Below are 17,952 nucleotides of genomic sequence, written 5' to 3' on the forward strand. Positions count from 1 at the left end.
GCTCTGTAGTATACCACCTCTCTTATAGGATACTATAAAAACGATTGGAGGGAAATGATTTTAATAAAATGTTTGTGTCCGACCGACAAAGGCGGACGGAAATGGAGGGAAATATGAAAAAAATTAAATTTTCGCTTAAAAAATATTGACTATACTCCAAAAAATTGATATATTAAATAAGCACTGTTGGGATATAGCCAAGCGGTAAGGCAACAGACTTTGACTCTGTCATTGCGCTGGTTCGAATCCAGCTATCCCAGCCATGTTGGAGGTTTAGCTCAGTTGGGAGAGCATCTGCCTTACAAGCAGAGGGTCAGCGGTTCGAGCCCGTTAACCTCCACCATTTATTTGCCGGCTTAGCTCAATTGGTAGAGCAACTGACTTGTAATCAGTAGGTTGAGGGTTCAAGTCCTTTAGCCGGCACCATATACGGGGAGGTAGCGAAGTGGCTAAACGCGGCTGACTGTAACTCAGTTCCTTTCGGTTCGGTGGTTCGAATCCGCCCCTCCCCACCATCTTTTGACCCGCTAGCTCAGTAGGTAGAGCATCTGACTTTTAATCAGAGGGTCAGGCGTTCGAGTCGCCTGCGGGTCACCATTAAAAGCACATATGCCCAGGTGGCGAAATTGGTAGACGCACAGGACTTAAAATCCTGCGGACCTTAAAATCCGTGCCGGTTCGACTCCGGCCCTGGGCACCATTCTTTTGCGGGTGTAGTTCAATGGTAGAACTTCAGCCTTCCAAGCTGACTACGTGGGTTCGATTCCCATCACCCGCTCCATACGCTTGAATAGCTCAGTTGGTAGAGCAATCGGCTGTTAACCGATCGGTCGTAGGTTCGAGTCCTACTTCAAGCGCCATTTTTATGGCCTGTTGGAGAAACGGTTAACTCACATGCCTTTCACGCATGCATTCACGGGTTCGAATCCCGTACAGGTCACCATTTTTCAAACAAACGATCTTATGATCGTTTTTTTATTTATATAAGCACATAATTTGTGATATGTCTGATACATGTTATAATATGAAACAGAAAAGGAGTAAGATATATGATACTTGATACACTTAAACAATTTAAACCCTATTCGATCTCACCAGGATATCATAGTGACATGATTCTATATGGGACTGAAAGCACAGATGAGCTCATCCCTCACACAACATATCCTTATCAACATGATACTGCTAAAGCTATACAAGGTATTGTTCATAGTCACTATCAACATGATTTTGTTTTTGTTTTTATCCATGAGCATTCTCTTTTATTTCAAATCATTCATCAAAATAAAATAGAAGCTTATTTAGAATATTCTTTTCATGAGCATCGTTTTATTATGGCAACTATCAATGAAGAAAGCGATAGTCTATATCGTTTACTTTTAACAGCTATTAATTACTTATATAATCAATATCAGATTGAAGAATTTGCTGATATTTATGAAAATTGGCGTCATATTGATATGTCACAACATGAGCATGGTCAACAATGGGATGCCAATGAATATAAATATGTTTTACATATAGCAAATAGGCTCATTGAACTTGTAAAAGAAATGATGAATCAACCTGACTGTTTCTTATCTTTACATTATGATTCTGTTGAAGAATTTATGCAACATCAACATATTACATTTAACACACAATCATTATGTGAAACCTTTCTGTTTCAAAAAGATCCTCAAAATCTCTTACTTGATTTACAATCTCAAGAAAAAATTTATGAGTCTTTATCTACAGCTTCTTATACTATTTTAGATATCAATCCTCTTTATAGTGATCAGGAAAAACAAAAGCTTCCATTATTTTTACAGGAATCTATCAAAGATAATGAACGTTTATATATGCAAAATCGTCATTTTTTAGATCAAAATGATTTTGATTTAATCAAATCATTTCAAAGAGGAAAAACTTGGTCTTGTTTATACTATGGTCCTTCAGGAACAGGTAAAACAACAAAATTACTTTGTGTTGCTGGGGCATTAGGTTTACCGTCACTGAAAATGGTAGGAAGTCGTTCTATTGATGAATCAACATTATTTGGTAAATATGTCTTAAGAAATGGTGAAACTGTTTTTGAATATGGTCCTTTAAGTTTAATGATGAAATATGGTGGAATGTTTATTTTTGATGAAATTAATATGGTTGATAGTGATATTATTTCTTCATTAAATGATGTTCTCGATGGTACAAAGCAAAAAATATTAGATAATGGTGAAATTATTCATGCACATCCTTTGTTTAGATTTGCTGAAAGTATGAATATTGGTTATGCTGGAACGAATGAAATGAACCTTTCTCATAAATCACGTATTCAAAATAAAATAAAAATCAGTCAATTACCTATTGATAAAATGGCACAAATTATTGTCAAGGAAACAGATATCGACTTAAAAACAGCAACTCAAATGGCATCATTACTCGATGCTTTCAATAATGTTATTATAAACGAAGGAAATGAAACAACACAAAGAATTGACTTGAGAACCTTATTAAACTGGGCTAATAAAACAGTTGACTTAGATGGTGATGTATTACGTGCCAGTCTAGTCACTATTATTTCTGAATTAGCTGAGGAAGATGATGAAATTCTTAATCTGGAAGATGTTCGTCAAATTTTATCAACAAACGGTGCTGCTTCTTCAGTGATGTCATTAATCGTTCATGAATTTGTTGAACAGGAAGCATAAAGGTATAAAATATGTTATCACAAGATGAAAAAAGAAAACTTAAAAAAAATGCTGCTCTCTATGCCAGAATGCCTGTTCAATTACAAATAGATACAAGCAATCAGCATTATTCACAAATCCAAAATCAAAAAGCACTCATTATTTTAGGCGAACAAGCCCCTTATCGTTATTTTGCAAACTTTCATCCTCAAGGTTATGCCATGTTTATGGAAGGTCTGGAATTACACGAACTGGCTTCTTTGTTATATACTGATTTTCAAGTGCTATCCCATGTCTATCAAAAAGCCACTGAAGCTTTAGATATGGCCAATCAAAGTGCCAAAGCATATTTAAATAAAGAAATCAAATATCGTGATTTGAAAGACATTCTTTTCCATTATGTCTATCAAACCAATCTTCCATTAGTCTTAAAAGCCATTGAAGAAGGTGCAGTTGAAAATGCTATGGGAATAGAATATCCTGAAACATGGAATGCTTTAATGTATGCCAGACAAGCCATCATACTGGCTTTTATGAAAGAAAACCATAATCATCATGACACCTCATTTCTTATGGATAAAATCATTAAAGAAATAATGGCTATCTGCACTTATGGTTATCGCTTTAAATTAAATGATAGCATTGTTTATCTGCCACGCTATTTGCATCAGCATTTTACTGAAATAAGAAAGCTGGCTATTAAGGGACGTTTACAAACCCATAATACAACTGAGCGTTTAGAAATAGCTCAAATGATTTTACAGCTCTGTTCACCTATTATGGAAGAAACTGTCAAAGAAATCATTGATACTATTCAAAACGGCTCTAAAATATCTGGCATCTCTAACAGTCTTTTTTCACAAATATCCAGTGAAATTGCTGTTCAATTTCAAAATAACACTTCTAATGATACTCAGCCACAAGAAACACCAACAAAATACAAAATGAATCTTTCTGATGAAGAATTTCAACGTATTGAATCTCTAGAAAATGAAGCAGAAAAAACAAATAATCATCAAATTTTACAAGATATTCATAGACGTGAAGAAAAACAAAGAAAACAATCAGAAAAAAGGCTTCAAACCCAAACATATCAATCAACTATTGAACAATCTATTGTTTTATCTCCTTTAGAAAGAACAACACCAACTCAATATGGTATTATTGCTTTAAGAAGTCAACGTGAAAGTATAGTCCGAAGTAATAAACTGGCAAGACTTTTTAAACGTGAAAGAATGTATGCTTCTAAAAGTCGTACAAAACATAGATTAGAATATGGTAGACATTTAGATCAGCAAAATCTTTACCGTGCTACTTTAGATGGTCGTGTTTTTAAGGAACATAAACAAGGCCAAAAGAAAGATTTATGCGTTTATATTCTTGTCGATACAAGTGAATCAATGAGCGGAGAAAAAATAATCAATACTATGAAAGGCTGTTTTGAACTGGCAAGAGTATTACAAACTTTAAAAATCCCCTTTTGCATCTCATCTCATAAAGCTTTAGGACAAACCAAAGTACAACTCACTGAAATTGTATCTTTTCAAGACTGTCAAAAAAGATATATGTTAGATCGTATCTTTGCAATGCATACATCTGGTGGAACACATGAGGATATAGCTTTGGAATATGTATTAAAAAAACTAGCTGACTATAAAAGGCAAAGAAAAGGTTTTGTTTTTGTATTATCTGATGGTGATACTCATGGTGTTGAACATATTCATGAATTAACACATCTTTATAAAAAAGATAAGAATATAGATGTCATTGGAATTGGTATTCAAACTGCCCCATTAATTACAAAAACATATCCTAATAGTTTATTTATAGAAGATATACAAACTTTACCTGATATGCTCATTAATAAATTAAAAGAAATTGCAATATAAAAACATCTCATTTGAGATGTTTTTATATTGCATATCCAATAACGAATAATGACATCATCACAACCAACAGCATTCTGATGGCTAACCAAATTGTTGGATAGCGACGAAATAAACGAAAATAAGTATATTCTACATTTGCAATACGACTTCCTCTTGCCCAAAAAGCATTGCATAATATGGAAAATATCCATATGATAATGACTAAATTCTGATGCGCTCCATGAAGCAATAAAAATATACCTGCTATCAAAATAATAAACCATTGTATCTTTATAAATAATTGATCTATTTTCCTATTCATTTTCCATAAACTCCTACATAAGAAATCTTTCCATTATTTTCCTGCATTCTTAAAATAACTTCTCCCTGTTTTTGGTTTTGATCTTTGAATTTAACTGTCAAAACTTGACTATCACCTTCTTCAATAGAAACAGATTGAATTGTGACAGGTAATGAATACGATGATAACTCATTCATGATAAATGTCACAATTTTTATTTGGACATCTTTAAGTGTATCTTCTTCCATGACATCTTGAAATTCAGCTTCCATATCCTGATAGATTTGTTCTTGTGATGCAATATCACTGGGATCTTCTTCTGCCTTTTGCATGACTTCTTGTGAATAACTGACTCATTTTTCTGCCACCTCTACCATATCAACCTGATTGTCATTGACTTGACATCCACTCATAGCAAAAGCTAAAACTGCACTCAATACAAACATTCCTATTCTTTTCATACCTTTTTCACCTACCTTATCTTTATAATATATTATTTGATATGAAAATAATTTAAATATTTAAAATAATATCTCTTCTCACTATCAGTATAACATATTCATTTTTATAGTAAAGCTATTTTATATTTTCAAAAAAAGTATTTAAAAAACGGAGTCATCACTCCGTTATTTTTGTAAATATGACATCAGTGGCTGTTTAACACCATTAACAACATAATTACTTCCACCACGACCTTTGACATCTTCTACCATTGTTGTAATGACAATTGGTTTTGATGAATCAGTAGAAGCAACAGATAACCATCCAAGCTCTGTTCCTGTTGTATCATCTTGTGAATCCTTAATCTCTCCAGTTCCTGTTTTTGCAGCTAACTGATATTGACTGTTATTTAAAGCATGTGCTGTTCCATTATTGTCTTCAACAACTTGAATCAAATCAGATTTGATTTCATCCGTTGTTTCTTTAGAAAATGGTTCTGCCCAAACTGATGTTTCTGTTGATTTCACAACATGTGGTGTCATCATTTTACCATCATTTATAAAAGAACTATAAATAGATGTCATTTGAACTGGATTCATAAGAATCTGGCCTTGTCCATATCCACTATCTGCAATTAGTATTTCATCATCAAATGAATCACTTGTATATTGTGATTTTGTAAGAGCCAATTCAAAAGGAATATCTTCTCCAATCATTAAAGATTTATATCCTTTTTCAAGATTATCTTTTCCAATTTCTAATGCTGCTTTCGCAAAATAAACATTATCAGAATAAATTAAAGCATTTCTTAAATTATTTGGATTTGGTGCATGTAAAGTTGTGACAAAATAATCTCCCCAACTAGAATCTTTTTGCCATTTCATTTCAGCTCCAAAATCTTTAGATGCATCTAAAGAATCAGTTTCCAATCCAATGGCTGCTGTTATAGCCTTCATTGTTGAACCAGGCACCCAAGTTGCTCTAAAACGATTTGTTAATGGTTGATCTTCATCATTGTTTAAAGCATCCCATTCTTCCGTTGAAAAACCATAAATAAAATCATTGCTGTCAAAAGATGGTGTGCTGACTAAAGCCAAAACTTCACCATTTGTTGGATTCATCGCAACTGATGCACTTTGATCTTCATCAAATGCATTATATAAATCTCTTTGTAAATCAATATCTATAGTTAATGTAATATCCTGTCCATCCTGTTTTTCCTGCGTAGCAACTGTACTCTTTGTACTTCCATTTTCATCAACAATAGAAATTGTTGCCCCATTTGTTCCTTTTAACTGTTTTTCATATGCTGCTTCAATACCGCTTCTTCCAATCATTGATGTTTCTGTATAACCTTCACCTTGATGTTTTTCTAAATCTTCAGCAGTTACCTGTTGCATATATCCAGTTAAATGTGATGTCACTTCACCATATGGATAAGTACGAACTTCAACTGTATTGAGCTGTACTCCTGGAATTTGTAGTAATTGGTTTTCTAACTGTGTATCTGTTGATGGAATTGTTGTTAATGGAACAAAAGAATCATCTTGAATCCATGATGCACTCATTGTTTTTTGAATGCTTTCTTTTGTTAAACCTAACAACTCAGCCAGTTGGTCGTAATCATTTTCACCATTCAGTTTACCTCTTACTAAACCAACAGAATAAGCTTCTCCTTGTCCTGCCAACATTTTTCCATTACGATCTAAAATTTGTCCTCTGATTGCTTCATCTTCTGAAACTCTCACTCTATCATTTTGTGTTAAATCTGGAAAAATAAATGAATCATCCCACACAATTTTTCCATCTTCAATCGTTGTTTTATTTTCAAAAGTAACTTCTCCAGCAATCGTATTCATTTTCACATTATATGTTAATTCATTATCAGTTTCATCTGTAACTTCAATTTGAAAATTACTTGCTTCAATACCTTCATAAATATTCTGATTTCTTTCCACAAATGTTTGCTGATCATAAGATTTCTGTGATTCGCTACTTAGACTATTGTACATATCTTCATATTTCTTTTCAGATATTTGTGCATAAAAGTTCTTTAATGTGGATTCATTATTATTCCCTGATAATAAAAAGAATAACACTACTGCCACAATCACAACAATCGCTACAAGACCTCCAATAGCAATATATTTCTTTCGATTACGATTCGTATATACGACTCCCATATCTTCTCCTCCTTTGCAAGCTTAGTATATCACTTTTCAAAAATAAAGAAAATATTTAGTCAATATTTCTAAAAGAATACAAAAATGACTAACAAAACTGTTAGCCATTGGTCTGTGGAGTATTCAAATTCGTAATAATTGCTAAAACTGTTAAAATATGTCCAAGCTTTGTATCAGAAATAGCTCTCACTGTTTCTCTAAACTCATTGTTACTTTGATTATATGTGAGTTTACGATATTCAAGATAAGAACTGATTTCAAGTTTCAATATTTCATTTAATACTGCCCTGTATCCTCCCTGTAAATTAATCTCTGGGACCATTGGATCAAAGTTAACACCATATTCTAACTTATAAAAATAATTCAAGTAATTGGCATTTGTTTCAGCATTTTGAGCAAAAGCCAATAATGCATTTTTTTCTTCCTGTGATGAAGCTAAAGCTGCTGCTCGACGATAAAGTTGAGCTAAAAATTTTTCTGTATAAATATAAGATTGAAGTTGTTCACGCATGTTTTACACCTCAATTTAACATATGTCAATAATCCATAAATGTGAAAAAAGATTTGTTTATTTCAACAAATCTTTAACAACTTCACTGGCAATTAAAAGTCCCGCACTAGAAGGTACAAAAGCTGTACTTCCTGGAATAGTTCTTTTATGGGTTATTTCATCTGATGCATAAGGTTTCATTGGTAATTCTTGAGAATAAACAACTTTTAAGTGTTTGACACGACGTTTCTTCAATTCTCTACGCATCACCTTAGCAAGTGGACAAACAGATGTTTTATAAATATCACTGACTTGTAATAATGCTGGATTCATTTTATTTCCTGTTCCCATTGAACTGATCAAAGGTATCTTTTGGTCACAACGAACAGCCAATTCTATTTTAGAAGTGATTGTATCTATGGCATCAACCACATAATCGTATTGTGATAAATCAATTTGATCAGCTGTTTCAGGTAAATAAAACATATCCAATGTTGTCACGTCACACTCAGGATGAATTGATAATATTCTTTTTTTCATCACATCAACTTTCTTTTGACCAATGGTTTCCTGTGTTGCGATAATTTGACGATTTAAATTCGACAAAGAAATAACATCATTATCTACTATTGTGATATGTCCAATACCACTTCTCACCAGTGCTTCAACAACATATCCACCAACACCACCAACACCAAATACAATGACATGAGCCTGATTTAACTTTTGGATATTATCTTCTCCTACTAATAATTCAAATCTTGAAAACATTTTATTCTCCTTTATCATAATCATCTAAAAAATGATGTCTTCCTGATTCATCGCTATATGAAATAATGGTTGCCAAATTCACATTTTCTACACTTTTAAAAACATTCTTTTTCACATTAGGATTCATTGTTTCTAAATATTTTAATAAGTTTTTCATTTCTTCTCGTTTAGAAGTATGATGCACTTCTCCTAATTCTTCCATTTCTTCAGTAAAACGACAGGCACATTGAATAAAAGATAAATCATTATATTTACACCAATTGATAATATCTTTTTCTTCTATTAAATACATCGGTCTAATTAATTCCATTCCTTCAAAGTTTGTACTATGTAGTTTAGGCATCATCGTTTGTATTTGTGAACCATAAAACATTCCCATAAGAATTGTTTCAATGACATCATCAAAATGATGTCCTAATGCGATTTTATTGCATCCTAATTCTTTGGCTTTCGCATATAAAAAACCACGTCGCATTCTTGCACATAAATAGCAAGGAGATTTCTCAATATTTGTGACAACCTTGAAAATATCTGATTCAAAAAACTGAACAGGTATTCCCATAATTTTTGCGTTCTCTTCAATTTTTTTACGATTTTTCTCATTATATCCTGGATCCATTGATAAGAAAACCAATCCAAAATCAAACTGTCCATGACGTTTAATTTCCTGTAATAACTTAGCCATTAACATAGAATCTTTTCCCCCAGAAATGCACACTGCAATATTATCACCTGGTTGAATAAGATCATATGTCTGAATAGCCTTCACAAATTTTCTCCATATTGGTTTTCGATATTTCTTTATAATACTTTGTTCAATCTGTTTTGTTCTATCCATGTATTTCTCCTTTAATTTCATACATCCAAACTATATCAAACATCTTACCATTTGACAATTTTTATTTATTTTTATTGTCACTAACTGGTAACGTTCCTTCTGGAAGCCAATCTTTATAAGAAGATTCATAAAGTGCATCAGATTTTTCCTTAGCCAAACGTTGTTCACTAGCAAAATCCAAATCCATTGTATCACCAAAGAATTGAAGTGTCATAGTATTAAAATCATCAGGAGATATATGCGTTATAATCGCACCTATGCATCTTACATTTTGATATCCTGCATTTCTATATTTTTCTCTTGCGTCTTCTACATTCTTTTTATATACTGGTTGAATTTCACCAGTCAATTGATGATCAACAGTTAAATCTTCTAATCCAAGTGTTTCAAATGGAATGTCTGCTTTTTTTAAATAGGGCGTTATCAGAGGAATTAATAAAATGGGTAAAAAATGTGTATAAACTGATTTTGTTTACGTTATATTTTCAAATGTAATCATCGTTTCACCTCTTTATTCTTTATATATTATATTTTGAAAATAATCAAATAAAAATGATTAAAGCATACGCTCTAATCACTTTTATTCTTTTCCATCCCAACAATAAGTACATAACTTACAAGGTTCAATACCAATAGATTCAATCAAATCATCTAAACGATGATATCTTAAAGAAGTGAATTTCAATCTCTTACAGATTTCATCTAACATTTGTTGATATTTTTCACTATCAGGATTTGCATATTCAGCTAATATTTCATCAGTGACATCACCTTGTTCTAAATCTTTAATCACACGACGTGTAATTAAATCTAATTCTGAATTAGAACGTGAGAAATTCAAGTATTTACATCCATATAAGATAGGTGGACAGGCTGGTCTCACATGAACTTCTTTAGCCCCAGATTGATATAAAAACTCTGTTGTTTCTCTTAATTGTGTTCCTCTGACAATAGAGTCATCAATCAATAATAAACTTTTATTTTTAATTAATTCTTTTACAGGAATGAGTTTCATTTTTGCGATTAAATTTCTTTGACCTTGACTTTGCGGCATAAATGAACGTGGCCAAGTTGGTGTATATTTAATAAATGGTCTTGCAAATGGAATTCCAGATTCATTAGCATATCCAATTGCATGCGCCAATCCTGAATCTGGTACACCAGCTACACTATCAGGTGTCACTGTTCCCTGATCACGTTTTGCGAGCATACTTCCACAATCATAACGCATTTTTTCAACATTCACACCTTCATATGTCGAAGTTGGATATCCATAATAAACCCATAAGAATGAACAAATTTTCATTTGATCGTTTGGTTTGACTTTTTGTGTAAATCCATGAGGATAAATAAAACCAATTTCTCCTGATCCTAAATCTTTATAATGATGATAACCAAGATTTAAGAAAGCAGAACTTTCAAAAGTGACACAATAAGCATCATCTTTTCTTCCAATAATAACAGGCGTTCTTCCTAATTTATCTCTTGCACAATAAATCCCTTCATTCGTCATTACCAATATACTCATTGATCCTTTGACTAATTTTTGAGCATGTTGAATTCCTTCCACAATTGACTCTTTTTGATTAATTAATGCAGCCACCATTTCTGTTGGATTGATTTCTCCCCCGCTCATTTCCAAGAAATGTGTCTTTCCCTGTTCAAAGCATAATGTTCTTAATTCATCTAAATTATTAATTCTTCCAACTGTTGTAATCGCAAATGATCCTAAATGCGAATTCACCAACAATGGCTGTGCCTCACTATCAGAAATACATCCAATTCCAATATTTCCAGCAAATTCTTCAACATCTTTTTCAAACTTTGTTCTAAAAGGTGAATTTTCTATATTATGTATAGAACGTTGAAAACCATCCTTTCCATAAACGGCCATACCACCTCTTCTTGTTCCTAAATGTGAATGATAATCTACTCCAAAAAACAAATCCATGACACAATCATTTTGTGACGCTACCCCAAAAAAACCACTCATACTGTTCCTATCTCCTTTGTCTTCTAATTTACACCCCTATTCTAATCAATTTCATAAAAAAAGTCTACAAACTTTCTATTATTTTACGACTTTTTTATCGCAACTAAAAAATAGTCATTTTTTTCATGACTATTTTGATAAAAAGATTCGACTACGTTTTTCTAATTCTTGAATAAACTCCTGCTTTTTAACTGGTGAAATCAAGACTTCACTATTTCCATTTCTTCCCTTTTGTGCTTTATATATGATATCAAGACGATCAAGTGATAAACCACAGGAACCCAGTGGATTATGCGTTTCTTTAAAAGAACGAATATCATAGTATGGAATATCCTCATGAAAGAAATAACCACTTCTGACTTCCAAATAATCATCATGAAACTCATAATATGTCCAAAAAGTACATATCACAAATAAAACATCAATAGGAATGAAAATGAGTAATGTTAACCACATACCCCAATCATCTAATCGCCATGTAACTAGCTTTAGTAACATATAATTGCACCAAACAATAACAGCGATAGCTATCATCCATATAACTCCAATCTTTGAATAATAACGCATATGTTATCCTCCTAGAAATAAGCATCTATTCCATCCGCAATACCCTGTGCACATTTTGTTTGAAAAGCATCATCATTTAAAAGTTGATCTTCTGTTGGATTCGTAATAAATCCCATTTCAATATAAATAGCTGGGACTTCACTCCAATTTAATCCAGACAAATCATTACGATAAGATACTCCACGACTTTTAATTCCTGTCTTGGCACAATAAGAGCTAATCACATTTTGAGCTAGTCTTGATGAAGCACTATAAATAGATGAACAATAAGGATTATCACTTGCAGGTGCAATCGTATGTGCTCCTCTAGCACTTGATCCAGCTCCATCACAATGTAAATGGATAACTGCAGCAGCATTATTGTTGTTACCAATCATAGCACGCTCTTTATTAGAAATATTAACACCTTGACTTGTTCTTGTCATAATGACAGTATAGCCTCTACTTTGTAATTCATTTCTTAATTTGAGACCAATTTCCAATGTTGTCTGTGATTCAGGAATACCTGTTGATGTTCCTGTTGCTCCACCAGCAACTTTTGCTTTCTTTGTTGATGCTCCTGGTCCAATAGGTTCTAAAGAGCTGTTCCCCTGTCCCTGATGTCCCGGATCAATGACAATCACTTTATTATTGGGTGAAGCGACATATTGTTTTGACGAAGATGAAGATGATGAAGAAGATGAGGTTGTTGATGATGAACTTTGAGGTTTTATTACTTCTTCTTTAACTTCCTCTTTTACTGTCACTTTCAATGTTTTTTCAGCTTTGTTTTGATTTTTATCGACTGCTTTCAAAACAACTTTATATGTTCCAGCCTTCTTTGTATTGACATTACTTTCATATGTATAGTAGTTGTTTTGATCATCTTTAACTTTATCTTGGCTGACATATGTTAAATCACCATCTACTTTATCCCTCACCGATTCAATATATTTTTTCATATCAAATTGATCACCATAATCAAGTGTTACAGACTCTTTTGTCAATTTAATTTCTGGCAACTGCGTATCCTTCACTTCTATTTCATGTGAAAATGTTTTACTTAATTCACCTTTAGAAACTTTATATTCTAAAGTCTGCTTTCCTATTGTCATTGTATCTATTTGAGGAGCTGATAATTGTCCACTTTGTTTAGCAACCAATTCCTCTGCCTGACAGTTAGTCCCATATTCTATAACTGTCTGATCTGTAAAAGTCAGTTGAATAGAATCTAATATTTTTTGTTTTTGATCATTTTGATACCAGATATATCCACCAATTCCTCCTGCAATAATAATCACAATGGATAAAATCAATATGATCCATTTCTTTTTCGTCATAATACCTTCTCCCTTCAGTATATTCATTTTATCATCTTTCCGATATAAAAAAAAGAGAGATGGATTATCTCTCAAAATCTTGTACAACACGTTTTAAATCCTCTCGAATTGGTAATTGTTGTGGACACATTCTTTCACATGCTCCACATTGCTGACAATGACTGGCCTTATCCCGATCTTCCATTTTCTCATATTTTCCTTTAAATAATTTTTCATCATCATAAACAAAACAATTATTCCAATATCTAAAGTTAGCAGGTATATCAACACCAAAAGGACAAGGCATACAGTATCCACAACCTGTACATCCATTTCTTGTACGAGCATGTAATGTATCTGCAACTTTTTGAACGATATTCATTTCTTCATCATTTAAATTCTGATAATCTTCAAAAGTTTTTAAATTATCTTCAACCTGTGATAATGTTGACATCCCACTTAAGATGACTTTTACACCAGGCAAAGTTCCTACATATCTTAATGCCCAAGATGCTAAAGTTCTGTTTGCATCATAATCCTTAAACATTTGTGTCACATCTTGTGGTAAAGTAGCCAAACTTCCACCCTTAATAGGCTCCATAACAACAATAGGTACTCCTAATTGGTTGGCTAAATCAACACCCTTTTGTCCAGCTTGAATATTCATATCCATATAATTTAACTGTAACTGACAAAAATCCCAATCATGAGCTTTTAATATTTTTTCAAAAACAGGATATTCATCATGGAAACTAAATCCTAAATATTTAATTTTTCCTTCCTGTCTTAATTGTTCACATAATTCAATAATATGATATTCTAATACTTTTTCCCATTTCTTTTCATCTAAAGCGTGCAACAAATAAAAATCTACATATTCCACATCTAATCTTTGTAGTTGTGATTCAAAGATTTCTCTGGCTTCCTGTTGACTATTGACATTCCAGATTGGCAATTTTGTCGCTAATGTATATTGATGTCTATCATATTTTTTCAAGACTTTCCCAACAAATGGTTCACTATCTCCATTATGATATGGATATGCTGTATCAATATAAGTGACTCCATTTGCAATCGCTATGTCTAACATCTGTTCAGCTTCTTTTTCTTCAATATTCCCATTTTCATCTAAAGGAAAACGCATGCATCCAAAACCTAGTAACGATGATTCAATCCCTAATTTTTTAAACTTCCTTTTTTCCATCCTATTTCACCTCTATGATTATCATACTATTTTTTTATCAAAACATATAGCTTTAGATTTTATTTTTTTATATGCCATATATATTTTCAAAATAAAGTTAACACTTTATAATCAATATCAATCTATTAAATATGAGGAGAAACTTTATGATGATACGTCATGCTCGTCTAGAAGATTTATCTATGCTTGTGCAAATATGTAATGAGTGTTATCCGCCTGAAGAAAGAATATCAGAAATTGAATACAAACACAGATGAGAAACATATCCTCAACACTTTTGGATTATGGAAGAGCAAAAAGAAATCCTTGCTTTTATCAATGGTCCTGTGACTGATCATTCTCGCATTCAGGATGTTATGTTTCATGATCCTCGTATTCATAATGAAAATGGAAAGTGGCAAGCTATTTTAGGTGTCAATACATCATTAAAGCACCAAAATCATGATTATGCTTCAAAGCTGATGTATCAGCTGATTGAGGATGCAAGAAAACAAAATCGCAAAGGTTGTATTTTCACTTGTAAAGAGGAACTCATTCATTATTATGAAAAGTTTGGATTTATGAATCTTGGTCTATCTCAATCAACACTTGCGAATGAAACTTGGTATGATATGGTTTTATATTTTGAATAAAAAAGATTCTAGATGAGATACTAGAATCCTTTTTCATAAATACCTGCATTTTGACAGTATATAACAACTGATAAGCCATAACATACAACAAAGAATATAGCAATGACGCCTACACTCAATATATTGACCGATAACAAATCAGTCTGCATCATATTAGCCAATGCATGCACTGAAAAATAAGAAGAAAGACTCATAAGTAAAAATGGGACAATATATGTCAATAACAATTCTTTTTGCACACCTGCTTTTAATGTTTTTGTACTAATCCCTATTTTTCTTAAAACACGATAACGTTCTTTTTCTTCAAAAGCATCATTATAAAGTTTCATAAAAATGATACTTCCACTCGCAAAAATAAAGACCATAAACATAAAGATACAAACAGGATAAAGCATTTGAATCCATTGATTAGAATCATTTTGCGGATCAATTTTAATGAGACCTACACAATCCTGATGTTGTTGAATATCATCAACAGATGCATTTAACATTTTGGTATTCTCAATCTTATAATTATAGACATATAAAGATGCTCCTGCAGATTTTAATCTTTCATATTCGTCATCACTGACACAATAGAAAGAAACCTGTTCCTGTAAATACCCTAAATAAGGGACAGTTGTTCTTTGAATTGTATCATAGACTTGATTTTGTATCTGTACATCTTCTAATTCATCAGTTGTAATTAATGACAGCAGATATTGATGAGCTAAATCAATCACTTCATCATCTTGTGGCTGTTTAAGTTCAAATGCCTGATGAGAATCCTGGGCTAATTTTTTGAGTTGAGAATAAGGAATCAAAGCAAATGTATTCTTTTGATGTGTTGTACTGGCATAACTTCCTTCAATCTGCAACATTTCAATATAGGAACTATATTGCACATCATTATGTTCTTCTATCACTTGCATAAATTCATTTTGGAGATTAGCCTGTTGAGAAAAAATCTGATACGTATAGACATTTTCAAAATCATGTATCATCTGACAACGTTCATGCATAGCTACACCTGTAGCTAATGCTGTGAGGGCACATATCATTAATACTGTCACAATCGCATAAGTACGATAATTTTTCTTCATACGAAAGATAATCTGATTGATCCATAAAGTTCTTTGTTTCTTGTATAGAAATCTTTTATTGGAAGCCAATGTCTGATAAATCAATGGAATGAAACCACCAAAGAGCAAATAGACACCAATGATGACCAAAATAACTGCTAATAAGGCATTAGCCATTGTTTCCATGCCACCTTCTTTAATGGCATAATAATATCCTAAAACCAGAATGATAATTCCAAGTATGGCTTTTAAAAAGAGAATCACTTTATTTTGTTTCACATATTCATTTTGACGATTGGCACTGACCATATCTAAAACACTGCTTCTTACTAAATTGATATATCCTTTGAAAACAAAAATCATATAAACAATAAAGTAAATCAAACTGCTCCATAAAACGGCTGACAATGAAATTTCAAAAGAAAGATTGACTTCGATATCAGAAATCGTTACTAAAGTCATTGTAAACAACTGAGATATTAAAATGCCAAAACCGATTCCCATAACCAAAGCAACAAGACCAATCAGCATTGTTTCCAACATATAAAGTTTTCCAATTCTTTGATTTGTGAGTCCCATAAACACATAGACACCAATTTCTTTTTTACGTTTGGTTAAAAAAACGTTTGTAGCATACCAGATAAAGAAAAACATAAAACAGCTTAAAACAACAATCACACATTGAATGACAATCTTTATATTTTGACTATTTATTTTTCCTAATGATTCCATAATAGAAGAATCCATAAGATTAAAGAAATTAAAAATAATAAGAACTGTAAAAGCTAATGATATAATCAGTGAAACATAGTTTTTAAAACTTGCTTTGAAGTTCATGATGGATAATTTGGCTAAGCTCATGAAAAATCACTTCCCATAGACACTTGCATATCAATGATACGATCATAAAATTCTTTACGAGAATCTCCTCGCGTTAAACGACATTTCATCATACCATCACTTAAAATATAGACATCTTTAGCATACGAAGCACTTAAAGCATCATGTGTTACCATTAAGATAGTGGCTTTTCCTTCATCATTGACCATTTTAAGACGTTCCAGTAAATCACGACTTGATTTTGAATCAAGAGCGCCCGTTGGTTCATCTGCAAATATGATTTCAGGTTCACTGATTAATGCACGACAAGTGGCTCCTCTTTGTTTTTGTCCGCCTGATAATTGGTAAGGATATTTCTTTAAATGCTCCTTTAATCCAAAAACCTGTGCTAAAGCCTGGCATTTTGATATACACTTCTGAGAAGAAACACCATTTAATGATAATGGCAAGGAAATATTATCTTGTAAAGTCATTGTATCCAACAAATTATAATCTTGAAAAATAAAACCAATCTTATCTCTTCGTATCTGAGATAATTCTTTATTTTTTAACTTTGTAACATCTTTACCATCCAATAGAACTGTTCCTTGTGTCGGTTTATCAATCGTTGATAAAATATTCAATAACGTTGTCTTTCCACTTCCACTCGGTCCCATAATCGCAATAAAATCATTTTCATAAATGGTTAAATCAATACCTTTTAAGACTCTTGTTTGAAAACCTCTTGTTCCATAGTTTTTGACTAATCCTTTGATTTCAACAACTTTTTTCTTATCCATAAATCATTCCTCCTAACACT

At 32.3% G+C, this 17,952-nt stretch carries 15 protein-coding genes, 9 tRNA genes and 1 pseudogene; 12 read left to right on the forward strand and 13 right to left on the reverse strand.

Annotated features, from left to right (window positions below; translation table 11 throughout):
• The first annotated feature begins 187 nt into the window (after positions 1-187).
• From B5G32_RS06895 to B5G32_RS06945, 11 genes are all read left to right on the forward strand, one after another.
• Positions 188-263 (forward strand) — tRNA-Gln (locus tag B5G32_RS06895).
• Positions 264-267: 4 nt separating this feature from the next.
• Positions 268-343, forward strand: a tRNA-Val gene (locus B5G32_RS06900).
• A 7-nt stretch (positions 344-350) separates the two neighbouring features.
• Positions 351-426: transfer RNA gene (locus B5G32_RS06905), tRNA-Thr, on the forward strand.
• A 5-nt stretch (positions 427-431) separates the two neighbouring features.
• Positions 432-515 (forward strand) — tRNA-Tyr (locus B5G32_RS06910).
• A gap of 6 nt (positions 516-521) precedes the next feature.
• Positions 522-597, forward strand: a tRNA-Lys gene (locus tag B5G32_RS06915).
• 14 nt (positions 598-611) lie between these two features.
• Positions 612-700, forward strand: a tRNA-Leu gene (locus B5G32_RS06920).
• A 7-nt stretch (positions 701-707) separates the two neighbouring features.
• Positions 708-781 (forward strand) — tRNA-Gly (locus B5G32_RS06925).
• 3 nt (positions 782-784) lie between these two features.
• Positions 785-860, forward strand: a tRNA-Asn gene (locus B5G32_RS06930).
• A gap of 7 nt (positions 861-867) precedes the next feature.
• A tRNA-Glu gene (locus B5G32_RS06935) sits at positions 868-943 on the forward strand.
• Between the two features lie 106 nt (positions 944-1,049).
• Entirely contained in the window at positions 1,050-2,687 is a 1,638-nt protein-coding gene (locus tag B5G32_RS06940; RefSeq protein ID WP_087936247.1) for an AAA family ATPase, read from the forward strand.
• Between the two features lie 11 nt (positions 2,688-2,698).
• Positions 2,699-4,555 carry a vWA domain-containing protein gene (locus B5G32_RS06945; protein WP_087936248.1) on the forward strand — a complete coding sequence of 619 codons (1,857 nt, stop codon included), beginning with the start codon at positions 2,699-2,701 and terminating at the stop codon, positions 4,553-4,555.
• Between the two features lie 22 nt (positions 4,556-4,577).
• On the opposite strand, the gene B5G32_RS06950 is transcribed toward B5G32_RS06945, so the two are convergent.
• The 11 genes from B5G32_RS06950 to B5G32_RS07000 form a co-directional block, all read right to left on the reverse strand.
• A complete protein-coding gene (locus B5G32_RS06950) occupies positions 4,578-4,856 on the reverse strand; it encodes a hypothetical protein (protein WP_087297761.1) in 279 nt (92 codons plus the stop codon).
• Complete coding sequence (locus B5G32_RS06955) at positions 4,853-5,167, reverse strand: hypothetical protein (RefSeq protein ID WP_087297760.1); 315 nt, start codon at positions 5,165-5,167, stop codon at positions 4,853-4,855. The genes B5G32_RS06950 and B5G32_RS06955 overlap by 4 nt, the downstream gene beginning before the upstream one ends.
• 294 nt (positions 5,168-5,461) lie before the next feature.
• Positions 5,462-7,459 (reverse strand): penicillin-binding transpeptidase domain-containing protein, encoded by a 1,998-nt coding sequence (locus tag B5G32_RS06960; protein ID WP_087936249.1) that lies wholly within the window; start codon positions 7,457-7,459, stop codon positions 5,462-5,464.
• A gap of 100 nt (positions 7,460-7,559) precedes the next feature.
• Positions 7,560-7,970, reverse strand: a complete 411-nt coding sequence (locus B5G32_RS06965) for a hypothetical protein (protein ID WP_087243703.1) — start codon at positions 7,968-7,970, stop codon at positions 7,560-7,562.
• Positions 7,971-8,027: 57 nt separating this feature from the next.
• Positions 8,028-8,720, reverse strand: a complete 693-nt coding sequence (locus B5G32_RS06970) for a tRNA threonylcarbamoyladenosine dehydratase (RefSeq protein WP_087936250.1) — start codon at positions 8,718-8,720, stop codon at positions 8,028-8,030.
• Position 8,721: 1 nt separating this feature from the next.
• Positions 8,722-9,558 carry a tRNA 2-thiocytidine biosynthesis TtcA family protein gene (locus tag B5G32_RS06975; protein WP_087243701.1) on the reverse strand — a complete coding sequence of 279 codons (837 nt, stop codon included), beginning with the start codon at positions 9,556-9,558 and terminating at the stop codon, positions 8,722-8,724.
• 61 nt (positions 9,559-9,619) lie between these two features.
• On the reverse strand, positions 9,620-9,907 hold the full coding sequence (locus tag B5G32_RS06980) for a hypothetical protein (RefSeq protein WP_087936251.1): 288 nt from the start codon (positions 9,905-9,907) through the stop codon (positions 9,620-9,622).
• A gap of 231 nt (positions 9,908-10,138) precedes the next feature.
• Positions 10,139-11,551 carry an amidophosphoribosyltransferase gene (locus B5G32_RS06985; RefSeq protein WP_087243700.1) on the reverse strand — a complete coding sequence of 471 codons (1,413 nt, stop codon included), beginning with the start codon at positions 11,549-11,551 and terminating at the stop codon, positions 10,139-10,141.
• Positions 11,552-11,680: 129 nt separating this feature from the next.
• Positions 11,681-12,118, reverse strand: a complete 438-nt coding sequence (locus tag B5G32_RS06990) for a PH domain-containing protein (protein WP_087936252.1) — start codon at positions 12,116-12,118, stop codon at positions 11,681-11,683.
• A gap of 11 nt (positions 12,119-12,129) precedes the next feature.
• The gene (locus tag B5G32_RS06995; RefSeq protein ID WP_087936253.1) at positions 12,130-13,437 is read right to left on the reverse strand and encodes an N-acetylmuramoyl-L-alanine amidase; all 1,308 of its coding nucleotides are present in this window, start codon (positions 13,435-13,437) and stop codon (positions 12,130-12,132) included.
• 64 nt (positions 13,438-13,501) lie between these two features.
• Entirely contained in the window at positions 13,502-14,620 is a 1,119-nt protein-coding gene (locus B5G32_RS07000; protein WP_087936254.1) for an aldo/keto reductase, read from the reverse strand.
• 278 nt (positions 14,621-14,898) lie between these two features.
• Between B5G32_RS07000 and B5G32_RS07005 the strand changes: the two are divergent.
• Positions 14,899-15,252, forward strand: a pseudogene (locus B5G32_RS07005) (GNAT family N-acetyltransferase); the annotation flags it as partial.
• A gap of 20 nt (positions 15,253-15,272) precedes the next feature.
• On the opposite strand, the gene B5G32_RS07010 reads toward B5G32_RS07005, so the two are convergent.
• A complete protein-coding gene (locus tag B5G32_RS07010; protein WP_087936256.1) occupies positions 15,273-17,174 on the reverse strand; it encodes an FtsX-like permease family protein in 1,902 nt (633 codons plus the stop codon).
• On the reverse strand, positions 17,171-17,932 hold the full coding sequence (locus B5G32_RS07015) for an ABC transporter ATP-binding protein (protein ID WP_087936257.1): 762 nt from the start codon (positions 17,930-17,932) through the stop codon (positions 17,171-17,173). The genes B5G32_RS07010 and B5G32_RS07015 overlap by 4 nt, the downstream gene beginning before the upstream one ends.
• Between the last annotated feature and the right edge of the window lie 20 nt (positions 17,933-17,952).

The sequence above is a fragment of the Massilimicrobiota sp. An80 genome (genome assembly GCF_002159255.1).
GTDB lineage: Bacteria > Bacillota_I > Bacilli_A > Erysipelotrichales > Coprobacillaceae > Allocoprobacillus > Allocoprobacillus merdigallinarum.

Excerpts from the sequence above, each read along its gene's own strand:
- B5G32_RS06940 (WP_087936247.1), top strand. The coding sequence starts at position 1,050 with ATGATACTTGATACACTTAAACAATTTAAACCCTATTCGATCTCACCA.
- B5G32_RS06945 (WP_087936248.1), top strand. The coding sequence starts at position 2,699 with ATGTTATCACAAGATGAAAAAAGAAAACTTAAAAAAAATGCTGCTCTC.
- B5G32_RS06950 (WP_087297761.1), bottom strand. The coding sequence starts at position 4,856 with ATGAATAGGAAAATAGATCAATTATTTATAAAGATACAATGGTTTATT.
- B5G32_RS06955 (WP_087297760.1), bottom strand. The coding sequence starts at position 5,167 with ATGCAAAAGGCAGAAGAAGATCCCAGTGATATTGCATCACAAGAACAA.
- B5G32_RS06960 (WP_087936249.1), bottom strand. The coding sequence starts at position 7,459 with ATGGGAGTCGTATATACGAATCGTAATCGAAAGAAATATATTGCTATT.
- B5G32_RS06965 (WP_087243703.1), bottom strand. The coding sequence starts at position 7,970 with ATGCGTGAACAACTTCAATCTTATATTTATACAGAAAAATTTTTAGCT.
- B5G32_RS06970 (WP_087936250.1), bottom strand. The coding sequence starts at position 8,720 with ATGTTTTCAAGATTTGAATTATTAGTAGGAGAAGATAATATCCAAAAG.
- B5G32_RS06975 (WP_087243701.1), bottom strand. The coding sequence starts at position 9,558 with ATGGATAGAACAAAACAGATTGAACAAAGTATTATAAAGAAATATCGA.
- B5G32_RS06985 (WP_087243700.1), bottom strand. The coding sequence starts at position 11,551 with ATGAGTGGTTTTTTTGGGGTAGCGTCACAAAATGATTGTGTCATGGAT.
- B5G32_RS06990 (WP_087936252.1), bottom strand. The coding sequence starts at position 12,118 with ATGCGTTATTATTCAAAGATTGGAGTTATATGGATGATAGCTATCGCT.
- B5G32_RS06995 (WP_087936253.1), bottom strand. The coding sequence starts at position 13,437 with ATGACGAAAAAGAAATGGATCATATTGATTTTATCCATTGTGATTATT.
- B5G32_RS07000 (WP_087936254.1), bottom strand. The coding sequence starts at position 14,620 with ATGGAAAAAAGGAAGTTTAAAAAATTAGGGATTGAATCATCGTTACTA.
- B5G32_RS07010 (WP_087936256.1), bottom strand. The coding sequence starts at position 17,174 with ATGAGCTTAGCCAAATTATCCATCATGAACTTCAAAGCAAGTTTTAAA.
- B5G32_RS07015 (WP_087936257.1), bottom strand. The coding sequence starts at position 17,932 with ATGGATAAGAAAAAAGTTGTTGAAATCAAAGGATTAGTCAAAAACTAT.